Source organism: Bacillus sp. FSL R7-0685 (assembly GCF_038002425.1).
GTDB classification, from domain to species: domain Bacteria; phylum Bacillota; class Bacilli; order Bacillales; family Bacillaceae; genus Bacillus; species Bacillus subtilis.
The window spans coordinates 2,646,846-2,662,344 of the sequence record NZ_JBBOCN010000001.1 but is presented as its reverse complement, the minus strand read 5'-3'; the positions used below and the strand labels follow the sequence as shown (position 1 = coordinate 2,662,344).

At 45.6% G+C, this 15,499-nt stretch carries 15 protein-coding genes; 10 read left to right on the top strand and 5 right to left on the bottom strand.

Features of this window, described 5'->3' with window-relative positions; translation table 11 throughout:
- Positions 1 to 29 precede the first annotated feature (29 nt).
- Complete coding sequence (locus MKY50_RS13975; protein WP_004398500.1) at positions 30 to 1,295, bottom strand: replication-associated recombination protein A; 1,266 nt, start codon at positions 1,293 to 1,295, stop codon at positions 30 to 32.
- A 202-nt stretch (positions 1,296 to 1,497) separates the two neighbouring features.
- Here MKY50_RS13975 and cymR point away from each other — a divergent pair, with 202 nt between their 5' ends.
- The 8 genes from cymR (at position 1,498) to MKY50_RS13935 (ending at position 8,282) form a co-directional block, all read left to right on the top strand.
- Positions 1,498 to 1,914, top strand: a complete 417-nt coding sequence (gene cymR / locus MKY50_RS13970; RefSeq protein ID WP_003225879.1) for a cysteine metabolism transcriptional regulator CymR — start codon at positions 1,498 to 1,500, stop codon at positions 1,912 to 1,914.
- 18 nt (positions 1,915 to 1,932) lie between these two features.
- Positions 1,933 to 3,072 (top strand): cysteine desulfurase family protein, encoded by a 1,140-nt coding sequence (locus tag MKY50_RS13965; RefSeq protein ID WP_032722251.1) that lies wholly within the window; start codon positions 1,933 to 1,935, stop codon positions 3,070 to 3,072.
- Between the two features lie 30 nt (positions 3,073 to 3,102).
- Positions 3,103 to 4,218, top strand: a complete 1,116-nt coding sequence (gene mnmA / locus MKY50_RS13960) for a tRNA 2-thiouridine(34) synthase MnmA (RefSeq protein WP_004398509.1) — start codon at positions 3,103 to 3,105, stop codon at positions 4,216 to 4,218.
- An 85-nt stretch (positions 4,219 to 4,303) separates the two neighbouring features.
- On the top strand, positions 4,304 to 4,924 hold the full coding sequence (locus MKY50_RS13955; RefSeq protein ID WP_211197310.1) for a tetratricopeptide repeat protein: 621 nt from the start codon (positions 4,304 to 4,306) through the stop codon (positions 4,922 to 4,924).
- A gap of 24 nt (positions 4,925 to 4,948) precedes the next feature.
- Positions 4,949 to 7,345 (top strand): SF1B family DNA helicase RecD2, encoded by a 2,397-nt coding sequence (recD2, locus tag MKY50_RS13950; protein ID WP_341116847.1) that lies wholly within the window; start codon positions 4,949 to 4,951, stop codon positions 7,343 to 7,345.
- Positions 7,346 to 7,401: 56 nt separating this feature from the next.
- A complete protein-coding gene (locus tag MKY50_RS13945; RefSeq protein WP_080010572.1) occupies positions 7,402 to 7,926 on the top strand; it encodes a PRC-barrel domain-containing protein in 525 nt (174 codons plus the stop codon).
- An 11-nt stretch (positions 7,927 to 7,937) separates the two neighbouring features.
- A complete protein-coding gene (locus tag MKY50_RS13940; protein WP_003225893.1) occupies positions 7,938 to 8,129 on the top strand; it encodes a hypothetical protein in 192 nt (63 codons plus the stop codon).
- Positions 8,130 to 8,150: 21 nt separating this feature from the next.
- Positions 8,151 to 8,282 carry a YrzQ family protein gene (locus MKY50_RS13935; RefSeq protein WP_003229780.1) on the top strand — a complete coding sequence of 44 codons (132 nt, stop codon included), beginning with the start codon at positions 8,151 to 8,153 and terminating at the stop codon, positions 8,280 to 8,282.
- Between the two features lie 34 nt (positions 8,283 to 8,316).
- On the opposite strand, the gene MKY50_RS13930 is transcribed toward MKY50_RS13935, so the two are convergent.
- The 4 genes from MKY50_RS13930 to MKY50_RS13915 are packed head-to-tail and all read right to left on the bottom strand — an operon-like array spanning position 8,317 to position 11,272.
- Positions 8,317 to 8,973 (bottom strand): amino acid ABC transporter permease, encoded by a 657-nt coding sequence (locus MKY50_RS13930; RefSeq protein WP_003229784.1) that lies wholly within the window; start codon positions 8,971 to 8,973, stop codon positions 8,317 to 8,319.
- Between the two features lie 16 nt (positions 8,974 to 8,989).
- Entirely contained in the window at positions 8,990 to 9,640 is a 651-nt protein-coding gene (locus MKY50_RS13925) for an amino acid ABC transporter permease (RefSeq protein WP_029727139.1), read from the bottom strand.
- Between the two features lie 60 nt (positions 9,641 to 9,700).
- The gene (gene glnH, locus MKY50_RS13920) at positions 9,701 to 10,522 is read right to left on the bottom strand and encodes a glutamine ABC transporter substrate-binding protein GlnH (protein ID WP_032722249.1); all 822 of its coding nucleotides are present in this window, start codon (positions 10,520 to 10,522) and stop codon (positions 9,701 to 9,703) included.
- Positions 10,523 to 10,543: 21 nt separating this feature from the next.
- Complete coding sequence (locus MKY50_RS13915) at positions 10,544 to 11,272, bottom strand: amino acid ABC transporter ATP-binding protein (RefSeq protein ID WP_003246180.1); 729 nt, start codon at positions 11,270 to 11,272, stop codon at positions 10,544 to 10,546.
- Positions 11,273 to 11,427: 155 nt separating this feature from the next.
- Here MKY50_RS13915 and MKY50_RS13910 point away from each other — a divergent pair, with 155 nt between their 5' ends.
- Positions 11,428 to 12,489 carry an AI-2E family transporter gene (locus MKY50_RS13910; RefSeq protein WP_009967889.1) on the top strand — a complete coding sequence of 354 codons (1,062 nt, stop codon included), beginning with the start codon at positions 11,428 to 11,430 and terminating at the stop codon, positions 12,487 to 12,489.
- 330 nt (positions 12,490 to 12,819) lie between these two features.
- Positions 12,820 to 15,456 (top strand): alanine--tRNA ligase, encoded by a 2,637-nt coding sequence (gene alaS, locus MKY50_RS13905; RefSeq protein ID WP_341116846.1) that lies wholly within the window; start codon positions 12,820 to 12,822, stop codon positions 15,454 to 15,456.
- Positions 15,457 to 15,499 lie beyond the last annotated feature (43 nt).

The window sequence follows — 15,499 nt, the reverse complement described above, 5'->3', positions numbered from 1 at the left end:
GCCTTGATGATCAAGGCTGTTTTTATGCATTATTTTCTTTTCATTAATTTATCGTACACCTGCTTTAAGGCAGATTCGAATTTTCCTGTCTGTTTCGGCTTATAGTATTGCTTATTTTTCAGAGGATCAGGGAGGTATTGTTGTTCGACCCAACCGTTGTCGTAATTGTGCGGGTATTTATAGTCGATTCCTCTTCCTAATTCCTGAGCTCCTTTATAATGCGCGTCTTTTAAATGCTTCGGGACATCCCCAATTTTTCCGGCTCTGATATCTGCCAGGGCCTCATCGATTGCCAGAATGGCAGAGTTTGATTTCGGTGAGAGGCAAAGCTCAATAACTGCGTTGGCCAGCGGGATTCGCGCTTCAGGAAACCCGACTCGCTCAGCGGTCTGAATAGCGTTCAGCACTCTAGGGCCGGCTTGCGGGCTTGCTAAACCGATATCCTCATAGGCGATAACAAGCAATCGTCTTGCGATGCTCTCCAGATCACCGGCTTCAATTAATCTAGCCAAATAGTGAAGAGCAGCGTTGGCATCAGAGCCGCGGATTGATTTTTGAAAAGCGGACAGTACATCATAATGCGCGTCACCATCTTTATCGTGAGAAAAGCTTTTTTTCTGCAAGCATTCTTCCGCGGTTTCTAATGTAATGTGAATTTCACCGTCTGCTGACTCCTTCGTTGACAACACGGCAAGCTCAAGCGCATTTAAAGCGGAGCGGACATCTCCTCCGCATCCGTGGGCAAAATGCTCCATCGCCTGATCATCAATGGATACAGAATAGGTGCCAAGGCCCCGATGCTCATCATGGAGCGCACGTTCCAGTGCCTGTTTAATCAGTTCAGGTGTTAACGGTTCAAGCTCAAAAATCTGGGTCCGGCTTCTGATCGCCGGATTAATGGCATGATACGGGTTAGCCGTCGTTGCTCCGATCAAAATGATCATTCCGTTTTCTAAATAGGGTAATAGAAAATCCTGTTTTCCTTTATCCAGCCTGTGGACTTCATCCAGAATCAAAATCACTTGGCCGGACATCTTGGCTTCCTGAGCTACGATTTCCATATCTTTTTTATTGTTAATGACAGCATTCAGCTTTCGAAAAGCAATACTTGTTGAACCGGCGATTGCTGTTGCGATTGATGTTTTTCCAATTCCGGGCGGCCCGTACAAAATCATGGATGACAAATGTTTTGCCTGGACCATTCTGCCAATAATTTTATCTTCAGCCACCAGATGCTGCTGGCCGATAATATCCTCTATTTTTGTCGGACGCATCCGATATGCCAATGGCTTCATCTATCATCTCTCCTTACTTAATTACAGGGTAACGGAAAACCGTACATTAGAAAAGGGTAAAGGCCCCTTTCCTTCTGCCTCAATGAAAATTCGCTGAAGGTATGTTATAATAACAGTTGGTCTATAAGATAATAAACGGACGAAACATATAGAAATTACCATTATAAATGTGGAAAATCATGAAATAACAGAGGTGTTCATGTTGAAAATATCAACTAAGGGAAGATACGGGCTCACCATTATGATCGAGCTTGCAAAAAAGCACGGTGAAGGCCCGACTTCATTAAAAAGCATCGCACAGACGAATAATTTGTCCGAGCATTATTTGGAGCAGCTGGTATCGCCGCTCAGAAATGCCGGTTTAGTGAAAAGCATCAGAGGCGCATATGGCGGATATGTATTAGGCAGTGAGCCGGATGCCATTACCGCGGGAGATATTATCCGTGTGCTTGAGGGGCCGATCAGCCCTGTTGAAGTGCTGGAAGATGAGGAGCCTGCCAAGCGTGAGCTCTGGATTCGCATCCGGGATGCTGTAAAAGAGGTTTTGGACAGTACAACATTAGAGGATCTTGCCAGCTATACAGACGGAGAGCAAGAAGCTTATATGTTCTATATTTAGATCAGAGGTGTAAACATAATGGAACGGATTTATTTAGATCATGCCGCAACGTCTCCGATGGATGAGCGCGTGCTGGAAAAAATGATACCGCACTTCTCCGGCAGTTTCGGTAATCCCTCCAGTATTCATTCATTTGGCAGAGAATCTCGAAAATGGGTGGATGAAGCAAGAGCGCAGATCGCAGCAGAAATCGGAGCGGCAGAGCAGGAGATCATTTTTACAAGCGGGGGAACGGAAGCTGATAACTTGGCGATCATGGGAACCGCACTTGCAAGAAAAGATCTTGGCAGACATATCATCACAACAAAAATTGAGCATCACGCCGTGCTTCACACATGTGAAAAACTTGAGGAAGACGGATTTGACATAACGTATCTGGACGTTGACCAAAATGGAAGAGTCAGTGCAAAACAGGTGAAAGAAGCACTGCGTGATGATACAATCCTTGTGACAGTGATGTATGGAAATAATGAAGTTGGAACAGTGCAGCCGATCGAAGAAATCGGTGAGCTGTTAAAGGAACACAAAGCTTATTTTCATACCGATGCTGTTCAGGCATTCGGGTTGCTGCCAATTGACGTGAAAAACAGCCATATTGACCTTCTGTCTGTTTCCGGGCACAAGCTCAACGGGCCAAAAGGGACAGGCTTTTTATATGCTAGTAAAGATGTGAAGCTTTCACCCCTTTTATTCGGAGGAGAGCAAGAAAGAAAACGCCGTGCCGGAACGGAAAATGTTCCAGGCATTGTCGGGCTGAAAGAAGCGATCAAGCTGTCAAGTGAAGAACGTGACGAAAAAAACGAGAAGTATCAATCGTTTAAAGCAATCTTTGCCGACACGCTTAGAGATGCAGGTGTGGCATTCGAGGTCAACGGGGACAAAGAGCATAGTCTGCCGCATGTTCTGAATCTTTATTTCCCCGGTGTGTCAGTGGAAGCGCTGCTGGTTAATCTTGATATGGCTGGTGTCGCTGTCTCCAGCGGTTCAGCGTGCACGGCCGGTTCAGTCCTGCCGTCACATGTTCTGACTGCTATGTTCGGCGAAGAGAGTGACCGGCTGACGTCCTCTATTCGAATCAGCTTCGGCCTCGGCAATACGGCTGAGCAAGTGAAAACTGCTGCCAAACATGTGGCCGACGTTGTCAAACGGCTGACATAATAAGGCGGCGTAGTAATTGGAGTGAATGAAATGGAAAAACGGCCGGAGGATACAAGAGTCGTCGTCGGCATGTCCGGCGGAGTAGACTCATCTGTGGCGGCCCTGCTGTTAAAAGAACAGGGCTATGATGTAATCGGAATCTTTATGAAAAACTGGGATGATACGGACGAAAACGGTTTTTGCACGGCGACAGAGGATTATGAAGATGTGATCCGCGTCTGCAACCAAATCGGAATTCCGTATTATGCCGTAAACTTTGAAAAGCAATATTATGAGAAGGTATTTCAATACTTCCTTGATGAATATAAAGCAGGCAGAACACCAAACCCGGATGTATTGTGCAACAAAGAAATTAAATTCAAGGCCTTTTTGGAGCATGCATTGTCACTTGGCGCCGACTATTTAGCGACTGGCCACTATGCAAGAGTAGACAGAAGCGGCGGAAAAGTCAGAATGCTGCGCGGCATTGATGAAAACAAGGATCAAACGTACTTCCTGAATCAGCTGACAGAAGATACGCTGAGCAAAGTCATGTTCCCGATCGGCGAACTTCAAAAAAGCCGTGTGCGTGAAATTGCCAAAGAAGCAGAACTTGCAACAGCGACGAAAAAAGACAGTACAGGCATCTGCTTTATCGGCGAACGCAACTTCAAAACGTTTCTCAGCCAATATCTCCCTGCACAGCCGGGCGATATGATGACGATGGACGGTGAAGTAAAAGGCCGTCACGACGGGTTGATGTATTACACGATCGGACAGCGTCACGGCCTTGGCATCGGCGGAAGCGGCGAGCCGTGGTTTGCGGTAGGCAAAGATCTTGAAAAGAACATCCTCTACGTGGATCAAGGGTTCCATAACCCGCTTTTATATTCTGACAAAATCACAGCAACAAATATCAGCTGGGTACGTTCGGATATCATGAAGGGCGAAGAGATTTCCTGCACGGCTAAATTCCGTTACCGCCAAGAGGATCATAAAGTAACGGTGCGCATGACTGGCGAGGGTGAAGCGGAAGTCATCTTTGATGAACAAGTCCGCGCTGTAACGCCAGGACAAGCCGTTGTCTTCTATGACGGCGAAGAATGCCTTGGCGGCGGGACGATTGATGATGTGTACAAAGATGGAACAAAATTGTGGTACGTATAAAAGATGAAAAACCTCAACACTGAGTTGGGGTTTTTTAATGAAAGGAAGATGATCGGTGGATTATAATCAACTCGGTATAGAGGCGATGCAGGAAGGCGATTACGAGAAAGCGGCAGAGGCATTTACAAAAGCGATTGAAGAAAATAAAGAAGACGCGATTCCGTATATCAATTTTGCCAACCTACTTTCATCCGTAAACGAGCTGGAACGTGCGCTTGCGTTTTATGATAAAGCGCTTGAATTAGACAGTAGCGCAGCCACTGCTTATTATGGAGCAGGAAATGTCTATGTTGTAAAAGAAATGTACAAAGAAGCGAAAGACATGTTTGAAAAAGCGCTACGTGCGGGGATGGAAAACGGTGACCTGTTTTACATGCTCGGAACGGTACTTGTCAAGCTCGAACAGCCTAAGCTTGCACTGCCATATTTACAAAGAGCTGTCGAACTGAATGAAAACGATACGGAAGCGCGCTTTCAATTCGGGATGTGCTTAGCCAACGAGGGCATGCTGGACGAAGCGCTCAGCCAATTCTCAGCTGTGACAGAGCAAGACCCGGGGCATGCAGATGCATTTTATAATGCCGGTGTCGCTTATGCTTATAAAGAAAACCGAGAAAAAGCGCTGGAAATGCTGGACAAGGCAATCGATATCCAGCCAGATCATATGCTTGCGCTTCATGCTAAAAAACTGATTGATCCATCATAACAGGCACAGGAGGAGGGACAGCTCGTGCAGCAGCATCCGGATCAGCTTAAACTGGAGGAAAAGCCCTATTTAAAAGGGACAGTCAACACAGTCATCTATCATAATGACACCAATTTATATACGGTTCTGAAAGTGAAAGTCACAGAGACCTCCGAAGCCATTGAAGATAAAGCCGTATCCGTGACGGGCTACTTCCCTGCGCTTCAAGAAGAAGAGACCTACACGTTTTACGGAAAGATCGTAACCCATCCAAAATTCGGGCTCCAATTTCAGGCGGAGCATTTCAAAAAGGAGATTCCAACGACTAAGGAAGGCATCATTCAATATTTATCGAGTGATTTATTCGAGGGAATCGGCAAAAAAACTGCTGAAGAAATTGTGAAAAAGCTGGGCGACAGCGCGATTAATAAAATATTGGCTGACGCTTCAGTGCTTTATGATGTTCCCAGACTCTCAAAAAAGAAAGCCGACACGCTGGCTGGCGCTTTGCAGCGGCATCAGGGACTGGAGCAAATCATGATTTCCTTGAATCAGTTTGGCTTTGGCCCGCAGCTGTCTATGAAAATCTATCAAGCCTATGAATCCGAGACGCTTGAAAAGATTCAGGAAAATCCTTATCAGCTTGTGAAGGATGTAGAAGGCATCGGGTTTGGGAAAGCGGATGAGCTGGGCAGCAGAATGGGTCTTTCGGGTAACCATCCTGAGCGGGTAAAAGCTGCTATTTTGTACACGCTTGAAACGACTTGTCTGTCAGAGGGGCACACGTACATAGAAACGGAACAGCTGATCATTGACACCCAATCTCTGTTAAACCAGTCAGCAAGGGAAGGGCAGCGCATCACAGAAATGGATGCCGCTAACGCAATTATTGCCCTTGGAGAAAATAAAGACATTGTCATAGAAGATGGCCGCTGTTATTTTCCTTCGCTGTTTTACGCAGAACAAAACGTTGCAAAGCGTGTGAAACATATCGCTAGCCAAACCGAATATGAGAACCAGTTTCCCGAATCAGAGTTTTTGCTCGCGTTGGGAGAACTGGAAGAACGGATGGACGTTCAGTATGCCCCCAGCCAGAAGGAAGCGATTCAAAAAGCCCTTTCCTCGCCGATGCTTCTTTTAACAGGCGGCCCGGGAACAGGGAAAACGACGGTAATCAGAGGGATTGTCGAGCTCTACGGAGAGCTTCACGGTGTGTCACTAGACCCGTCAGCTTATAAAAAGGATGAAGCTTTTCCGATTGTTTTGGCCGCTCCGACAGGGAGAGCAGCAAAACGGATGAGTGAATCAACGGGACTTCCTGCAGTCACGATACACAGGCTGCTTGGCTGGAACGGTGCTGAAGGCTTTACTCATACAGAGGATCAGCCGATCGAAGGGAAGCTGTTAATTATCGATGAAGCCAGTATGCTTGATATATGGCTGGCGAATCATTTGTTCAAGGCGATCCCTGATCATATACAAATCATCATTGTCGGAGACGAAGACCAGCTGCCTTCCGTCGGTCCGGGACAAGTGCTCAGAGACCTGCTGGCATCCCAGGTGATTCCGACTGTGAGACTGACAGACATCTATCGCCAGGCAGAAGGGTCATCAATCGTCGAGCTTGCCCACCAGATGAAAAATGGATTGCTGCCGAACAATTTGACTGCCCCGACAAAGGACCGTTCCTTTATTCGCTGCGGCGGGTCGCAAATCAAAGAAGTAGTTGAGAAGGTTGTCGCCAATGCATTGAAAAAAGGCTATACAGCAAAGGACATTCAGGTCCTCGCTCCGATGTACAGAGGAAAAGCCGGCATTAATGAATTGAATGTGATGCTGCAGGACATTTTAAATCCTCCTAAAGAAAAACGGAGAGAATTGAAGTTCGGGGATGTTGTCTACAGAACCGGAGATAAAATTTTGCAGCTTGTCAATCAGCCGGAAAACAATGTATTCAACGGAGATATTGGCGAAATCACGTCGATATTTTATGCAAAGGAAAATACAGAAAAAGAAGACATGGCCGTCGTTTCTTTTGACGGCAATGAAATGACATTTACGAAAAAAGATTTTAATCAATTTACCCATGCGTATTGCTGTTCTATTCATAAATCGCAGGGAAGTGAATTTCCGATTGTGGTTTTGCCTGTTGTGAAAGGCTATTATAGAATGCTCAGAAGAAACCTTCTTTATACCGCGATTACAAGAGCGAAGAAATTTCTCATTTTATGCGGTGAGGAGGAGGCGCTGGAGTGGGGCGTGAAAAATAATGATGCAACTGTCAGACAGACCTCCTTGAAAAACAGGCTGTCCGTACAGGTTGAGGAAATGGATGCCGAGCTTGAGGCTCTCCAAAAAGAGCTCCCGTTCAGCGTACACGACGCCAACATTGGCATGGAAGGCATTACACCATTCGATTTTATGAAAGAAGAACAGCAATAAAATGCTCCCGTGCAAGCGGGAGTTTTTTTCATTTGCAGTGGAATTGATTTCATCGTATGAGTCTAAGGCGCAAAGCAAAACCTAAGCCTGTTCAACAAAAGGTGGTTGATCACACTTTGAGAACATGCCATGAAGTAGAAGGATTCCCAGTATACTCAGAACGAACTTCTTGTTATCTCGGGGCAATTTCTGATATTTGTTTTTCTATGAAGGGAGATTGTCTCGGGTTTATTCTTGCACAAAAACGCTTTTTGCATCATCATCATGCGCTATTACGGGCGTGTGATATCTCTTCCATTCTTGATGACCGCATATTGGCTTCGGTCAGTTCAGAACAGCTTTTGCCTCTTCCGAAATCATGCTTCACATACGAGCAGATGAAGATGAAGCTTGTGAAATCGCAAGAGGGTGATATATTGGGGATGCTGGAAGATGTATACTTTTGTTTGGACAGGGGCATAATCGTAGCATATGAACTCTCGGACGGTTTCTTTTCTGACCTGGCGGGAAGCAAGCGCCAGATCCAAAGAGCGGATTCGCTTGTCGAGGTGCGGAAAGACGAGATCGTTCTGAACGGATAGAGGTGTGAGGTATGCTTATATGCCCGAATTGCAAAAGTAAGGATATCGGCAAAATCGGCGTGAACCAATATTATTGCTGGGGCTGTTTTATTGAACTGACAGTGGCGAAAGGGAAGATTGCAACTCATCAGGTGGAAGAAGACGGAACGTTAAGCAGCTTGGATGATTTGTTTTCTGAGGATGAACGCAGCATCAATTTTTAATCATGAAAGGAGATGCGCAGGATGAATCGGACGATGACTTCTCTTTTGGCAATGGGAGCCGGAGCTCTCGTGTACCGAATGGCGACTCAATCTGACATGCTGAATAATCGAAGCATGAAGCGGATGAGAAGAAGAATTACGAAAATGTTTTAATGCAAAAAGGATACTCTCCAAAGAGTATCCTTTTCTATGTTTGCCGGACCTCGAGGCGTCTTGCTGCGAGTGAAAGGCTGTAGTTGACTGCGAAATACATAAGGGCCGCAAGTAAAAAGATCGGGAAAAAATAACTGCCGTCTGCGCTTTGGCCGTTAATAATTTGCGCGTTGTGAATCAGTTCAGGCAGGGCGATCACAACAGCGAGCGATGTATCTTTTAATAAAGAAATAAACTGGCTTACGATGGGCGGAACCATGCGGCGAAGCGCTTGCGGCATAACGATAAAGAACAGGGTCTGTGTATAGCTCAGCCCGGAGGAGCGCGCCGCTTCAATTTGTCCTTTGTCAATTGATTTCAGTCCGCTTCGGATAATTTCAGATAGCATAGCGGATTCAAAAATCGTTAGTGCTGTAATTGCAGCAGCTGTAATTTCAAGCTTAATCCCAATTTCCGGAAGGGCAAAAAACGTAAAGAAAATAATTAACAGCAAGGGGAGGTTTCTGATCGTTTCAACGAGAACTGCAATCAATTGAGAAAGAACGGGAACTTTCGCATAACGCAGGGTGCCTGCGATTAAACCGAAGAAAAAGCTCAGAATGATGGAGATGAAAGCAACGTACAAGGTGACGAGAAAGCCATCCCATAAAAACGCTAAATGCTCCTGTGAATAAGCACCGATGAAATCCAATGTAACTCACTCCTTATCAATAGCTTTTTTCCAGCCGTTTTTCCAGATAGTTAACACCGATGCTAAGCGGAATCGTCAGCACTAAGTAAAAAAGCGCCACGAAAATATAAACATCAAATACAACGAGTGTGCTCGACGAGACTAAATCAGCCTGGTACATAAGATCCAATCCGGCCACAACCCCAAGAATCGAAGAGTTTTTGACTAAGTTTAAAAATTGATTGCCTAAAGGCGGAATGACGATTTTGATTGCCTGCGGCAAAATGATATGGAGCATGGCTTGGCTGTAGGTAAAGCCTGACGAGCGTGCCGCTTCCATCTGCCCTTTTGAAACAGACTGGATGCCTGCTCTGATGGCTTCAGCGATAAACGCAGAGGTATAAATGGTGAGAGCAACCGTTCCCGCTTGAAAACCGTCAAGCCTCAGGCCTGCGTTTGGAAGTCCGAAATAGAAAACAAAGGTAATTAAAAGAAGAGGGATGTTGCGGATGAATTCTACATATGCGGTCCCGAACCATTGCAGCGGCTTAAAGACTGTTATTCTCATAACCGCTACAGCAACGCCGAGGACAAAACTGCCGGCCAGCGCGATAACACTTGCGAGCAAGGTATGGTAAAAACCGTCCATATACATGCCGAAGTTATCGAAAAGAATTGACACATTCATCTGCCTATTCACTCCTTATCAAATTGGGATGAGCATCGCCTGCTCATCCCGGGATGGTTGTTATTCAGCTGGGTCTTCTTTGATCCATTTTTTATAAATTTCATCGTATCTGCCATCCGACTTCATCTTTTTAAGTGAAGCGTTGATTTCTTTCGCGAGAGCAGATTGCCCTTTTTTCACGGCGATCCCGTAAGGCTCATCTGTAAAAGGCTTTCCTGTTAATTGATAATTTTTATTTTCATCAGCCATTCCATATAAAATCGCATTATCTGTGGTGAGGGCATCGCCTTGCCCCGATTTAAGGGCTGTAAAGGCTTCTGCGTAGTTTTCAAATTCTAAAACAGATGCTTCAGGCGCCTTTTCACGAATGTTTTGAGAGGAGGTGGAGCCTTTTACTGCAAGAACTTTTGAGCCTTTGCCAAGATTCTCGACACTCTTGATTTTGCTGCCTTTTTTCACGAGAAGCGATTGCCCGGCCTCGAAATAGACATCAGAAAAGTCAACTTCCTTTTTTCGTTCTTCAGTGATCGTCATTGTGGCGACAATGGCGTCGATATCCCCGTTTTGCAGCATAGGAATCCTTGTTTTTGAGGTGACCTCTTTAAATTCAGCTTTTTTCTCATCACCTAAAATGTCTTTAGCGATTTGTTTGGCAATATCAATATCAAAACCCTCAATCTCACCTGAGCTTGGATTTTTAAGACCGAACAGTCGAGTGTCCGTTTTTACGCCGAAGACAATTTTGTCATTGTCTTTAATGGCGGCTAGCGTATCTTTTTTGCTCTCCTTTGAGGCTTCTCCGTTTGATCCCTTGCTGCCGCAAGCGGCAAGCAAGATGACAGCGAATAAAGAAATCAATGCTAAAGAAAAAATCTTTTTCATACAAGCTCCCCCATTTCTGTTTTAATGATTTAAAATACGGCTTAAGAATAAGCGGGCCCGTTCTTCCTTCGGGTTCGCGTAAAATTCAGCCGGCACTGCTTCTTCTAAAATTTTTCCTTCGTCAATGAAGACAATCCGATCGGCAACTTCTTTGGCAAACCCCATTTCGTGTGTCACGACAACCATTGTCATGCCTTCTTTGGCGAGTGTTTTCATGACATCTAGCACCTCACCGATCATTTCAGGATCAAGTGCTGATGTCGGCTCGTCAAACAGCATGACCTCCGGCTTCATCGCCAGTCCTCTTGCGATGGCAACACGCTGCTGCTGCCCGCCGGAAAGCTGGGAAGGATAGGCGTCAGCCTTGTCTGGGATGCCGACTTTTTCAAGATAGTACCGCGCCGTTTCCTTTGCTTGTTCAGGTGATTGTCTAAGCACTTTTACCGGAGCCAGCATGATGTTCTGCAGCACTGTTTTATGCGGATATAAATGAAAGTGCTGAAACACCATCCCGATATTTTGCCGCACTTGATTGATATCAGTTTTTCTGTCGTTAATGGCGGTGCCGTTTACTGTAAGCACTCCCTCATTGATCGACTCAAGTCTGTTGATGCATCTGAGCAATGTGCTTTTACCGGAACCGGATGGGCCGATGATAACAACGACTTCACCTTTTTCGATTTGAAGATTAATTTGTTTTAACACGTGAAAATCTCCGTAATGCTTGTTTACATTTTGAAATGTGATCATCGCAATCCTCCTATCAGAAAATTTGACCAAAAAGTAAATGATCAAACTTTTCTGAAAATTAAAAGTGAAAAAATGTCCATGACTTCTGACTGACTAAAGAAACATAAAGAATAATTCCTTGTAAACCTCAAAAGATATAGGTGAGGTGAAAGCAGATGCTCCAAAAACCGGTGCAGCTTTTGTTGTGGGTGGCTATTTGTTTGCTGGTTCTGTTAACAGTCTATGTCTTTTTTATGCTTGATATGTTATGGTCACCCTTTTGGCTCGTCATAAAAACGATCTTTATTCCCTTGATCATTTCTATTTTTATATCTTATTTATTGCTTCCGGTCACAGAATGGCTGCATGGCAAAGGATTGCCTAGGACTTTGAGCATCTTGGTCATTTATGTTCTTTTTTTTGGCGGGATTGGCTGGGCGTTGTATAAAGGGGTGCCTGTTTTAATCGTGCAGCTGACGGATTTGTCAGAAAATATACCCATGTTTGCCGAAACGTATAACGGGCTTCTTCTTCATGTGCATAACCATACGGATGACTGGCCTGATGGTATGCATCACCGTATAGATAAAATGATCCGCCAGACGGAGGCGTTTTTTGCGGGAACGATCGAGGGTGCGATCAGCGGGATCCGCAATGTGCTTGATTACTTCTTAATTGCTGCAACAATCCCTTTTCTCGTGTTTTATATGGTGAAGGACATTGAGTTAATGAAAAAGACAGTATGGTACTTGACTCCGAAGTCGTGGAGAAAGCGGGGCAGCGCCTTTTTGCGGGATGTGGATGATTCGCTTGGCGATTATATCCGCGGCCAGCTTTTGGTCTGCTTGATTCTTGGCGTGATTGCAGGCATTTCGTTCTGGGTATTTGGGCTTCCATATCCGCTGATACTTGGCCTTATCTCTGGAGTAACGAATGTCATCCCGTATTTTGGCCCTTTCATCGGAGCTGTTCCTGCGTTGTTAATTGCGATGACGATCTCAGTGAAGGCGGTTCTTGTTGTGGTGATTACGGTGTTTATTCTGCAGTTTATGGAAGGAAATATCCTCAGTCCGTTCATTGTCGGCAGAAGCCTTAAAATGCATCCGGTCGTTATCATGCTTGCACTCCTTGCCGGAGGGGAGCTTGCGGGAATCGTCGGGATGATTCTGGCTGTTCCTGCGACGGCTGTTTTAAAAGTAATGATGATCCATTTTTTGCGGATGAGGACGGAGCATTGACATCGGCGTGCCGCTTGTCTATAATTTCTCGTAGAATACATACGAATCTCGAGTGACGGATCTGAGTACGCCGAAGCCCTGTTAAAGAGAGAAGCTCCATAAGCTGAAAGGAGCTTTATCAGAAGATCGGAGGAAGCTAATCCTGAGTGCAGTTAATCACTGCCGCTTATCCTGCGTTACAGGGTTAAAGGTGACGGGCGAATGAATGCCCGTAATCAGGGTGGTACCGCGAGACAGCTCTCGTCCCTGTGTAAACGTTGGTTTGCATAGGGGGAGGGCTTTTTTGCTGTCACTGAAGAGAATTTCGATTTTTATAGAGGAGGAAATACAATGAAACACTTAACTTCTGCGGAAGTGCGTCAAATGTTTTTGGATTTCTTTAAAGAAAAAGGACATGCGGTAGAGCCAAGCGCGTCATTAGTGCCTCATGAGGATCCTTCACTGCTTTGGATCAACAGCGGTGTTGCGACGCTGAAAAAATATTTTGACGGCCGTGTCGTGCCGGAAAATCCAAGAATCGTAAACGCTCAAAAAGCGATCAGAACAAACGATATAGAAAATGTAGGTAAAACTGCGCGCCATCACACTTTCTTTGAAATGCTCGGAAACTTTTCCATCGGCGATTATTTCAAAGAAGAAGCCATTACATGGGCTTGGGAGTTTTTAACGAGCGACAAGTGGATTGGCTTCGACAAAGAGCTTCTCTCTGTTACGGTTCATCCTGAAGATGAAGAGGCATATGAGTTTTGGGCGAAAAAAATCGGTATTCCTGAAGAAAGAATTATCCGTCTGGAAGGGAACTTCTGGGATATCGGTGAAGGGCCGAGCGGACCGAATACGGAAATCTTTTACGACCGCGGTGAAGCATACGGTAATGATCCAGAAGATCCGGAGCTTTACCCAGGCGGGGAAAACGACCGTTACCTGGAAGTATGGAACCTTGTGTTCTCAGAGTTCAACCATAACCCTGACGGCACGTACACACCGCTTCCAAAGAAAAACATTGATACAGGCATGGGTCTTGAAAGAATGGTATCTGTCATCCAGAATGTTCCGACAAACTTTGACACCGATTTGTTTGTTCCGATCATTAAAGCAACAGAATCGATTTCTGGTGAAACATATGGCAAAGACAATGTGAAAGACACTGCGTTTAAAGTGATTGCCGACCATATCAGAACGGTTGCCTTTGCTGTCAGTGACGGTGCGCTGCCGTCAAATGAAGGCCGCGGCTATGTATTAAGACGCTTATTACGCCGTGCCGTGCGTTATGCCAAAACGATCAACATCCATCGTCCGTTCATGTTTGATTTAGTGCCGGTTGTCGCAGAAATCATGGCTGATTTCTATCCTGAAGTGAAAGAGAAAGCGGATTTCATCGCAAAAGTCATTAAAACCGAGGAAGAACGCTTCCATGAGACCCTTAATGAAGGGCTTGCGATCCTGTCAGAAATGATCAAAAAAGAAAAAGACAAGGGCAGCAGCGTTATCTCAGGTGCTGATGTGTTTAAACTGTATGATACGTATGGATTCCCGGTTGAATTGACTGAAGAATACGCAGAAGACGAGAACATGACGGTTGACCATGAGGGCTTTGAGGAGGAAATGAACCAGCAGCGTGAACGGGCAAGAAACGCCCGCCAGGATGTCGGCAGCATGCAGGTGCAGGGCGGCGCACTGCGCGACGTGACAGATGAAAGCACATTTGTCGGCTACTCTCAAACCAAAGCTGATGCCAATATCATTTTGCTTCTTCATGACGGCCAATTAATCGAAGAGGCTCATGAAGGAGAAAGCGTTCAAATCATTCTTGATGAAACACCGTTCTATGCAGAAAGCGGCGGCCAAATTGGCGATAAAGGCTATCTCCGAAGCGAGCAGGCAGTTGTAAGAATTAAAGATGTTCAAAAAGCGCCGAATGGCCAGCATGTGCATGAAGGTGTTGTGGAGAGCGGTACTGTTCAAAAAGGCCTGCATGTTACGGCTGAAGTTGAAGACCATATGAGAAGCGGCGTCATTAAAAACCACACGGCAACGCATTTATTGCATCAGGCTCTAAAAGATGTTCTTGGAACTCATGTCAATCAGGCGGGCTCTCTTGTAACGGAAAACCGTCTTCGTTTTGACTTCTCGCACTTTGGCCAAGTGACAAAAGAAGAGCTCGAACAAATTGAAAGAATCGTAAACGAAAAGATCTGGGCGAGCATCCCGGTCAGCATTGATTTGAAACCGATCGCTGAAGCAAAAGAAATGGGTGCGATGGCACTGTTCGGCGAAAAATATGGCGATATTGTCCGTGTCGTTCAAGTTGGAGATTACAGCTTAGAGCTGTGCGGCGGCTGCCACGTCAGAAATACAGCAGAAATCGGCTTGTTTAAAATCGTTTCTGAATCCGGAATCGGAGCAGGCACAAGACGGATTGAAGCTGTAACGGGACAAGGCGCTTACGTCGAAATGAACAGCCAGATTTCTGTATTGAAGCAGACCGCTGACGAGCTGAAAACAAATATCAAAGAAGTGCCGAAACGGGTCGCGGCTCTGCAGGCTGAACTGAAGGATGCACAAAGAGAAAATGAATCTCTTCTTGCAAAACTAGGCAACGTGGAAGCAGGAGCAATCCTGTCGAAAGTAAAAGAAGTTGACGGCGTAAACGTGCTTGCGGCAAAAGTAAATGCAAAAGACATGAATCATCTCCGCACTATGGTCGATGAACTCAAAGCAAAGCTTGGCTCTGCGGTGATCGTGCTTGGTGCGGTACAAAACGATAAAGTTAATATCTCTGCCGGAGTCACAAAGGACCTCATTGAGAAAGGCCTTCACGCCGGCAAGCTGGTTAAACAAGCTGCGGAAGTTTGCGGCGGAGGCGGCGGAGGCCGTCCGGACATGGCGCAGGCAGGCGGTAAACAGCCGGAAAAATTAGAACAAGCTTTGGCTTCTGTAGAAGATTGGGTGAAATCCGTTTTATAATTCGCCCATGTAGTGTAGAATGATGGTAAGATTAGGACCCCAG

Bases quoted from the DNA above. Each gene is read 5' to 3' on its own strand.
- MKY50_RS13975 (WP_004398500.1), bottom strand. From the start codon at position 1,295: ATGAAGCCATTGGCATATCGGATGCGTCCGACAAAAATAGAGGATATT.
- MKY50_RS13965 (WP_032722251.1), top strand. From the start codon at position 1,933: ATGGAACGGATTTATTTAGATCATGCCGCAACGTCTCCGATGGATGAG.
- mnmA (WP_004398509.1), top strand. From the start codon at position 3,103: ATGGAAAAACGGCCGGAGGATACAAGAGTCGTCGTCGGCATGTCCGGC.
- MKY50_RS13955 (WP_211197310.1), top strand. From the start codon at position 4,304: ATGCAGGAAGGCGATTACGAGAAAGCGGCAGAGGCATTTACAAAAGCG.
- MKY50_RS13945 (WP_080010572.1), top strand. From the start codon at position 7,402: ATGAGTCTAAGGCGCAAAGCAAAACCTAAGCCTGTTCAACAAAAGGTG.
- MKY50_RS13940 (WP_003225893.1), top strand. From the start codon at position 7,938: ATGCTTATATGCCCGAATTGCAAAAGTAAGGATATCGGCAAAATCGGC.
- MKY50_RS13935 (WP_003229780.1), top strand. From the start codon at position 8,151: ATGAATCGGACGATGACTTCTCTTTTGGCAATGGGAGCCGGAGCTCTC.
- MKY50_RS13925 (WP_029727139.1), bottom strand. From the start codon at position 9,640: ATGAATGTGTCAATTCTTTTCGATAACTTCGGCATGTATATGGACGGT.
- glnH (WP_032722249.1), bottom strand. From the start codon at position 10,522: ATGAAAAAGATTTTTTCTTTAGCATTGATTTCTTTATTCGCTGTCATC.
- MKY50_RS13915 (WP_003246180.1), bottom strand. From the start codon at position 11,272: ATGATCACATTTCAAAATGTAAACAAGCATTACGGAGATTTTCACGTG.
- MKY50_RS13910 (WP_009967889.1), top strand. From the start codon at position 11,428: ATGCTCCAAAAACCGGTGCAGCTTTTGTTGTGGGTGGCTATTTGTTTG.
- alaS (WP_341116846.1), top strand. From the start codon at position 12,820: ATGAAACACTTAACTTCTGCGGAAGTGCGTCAAATGTTTTTGGATTTC.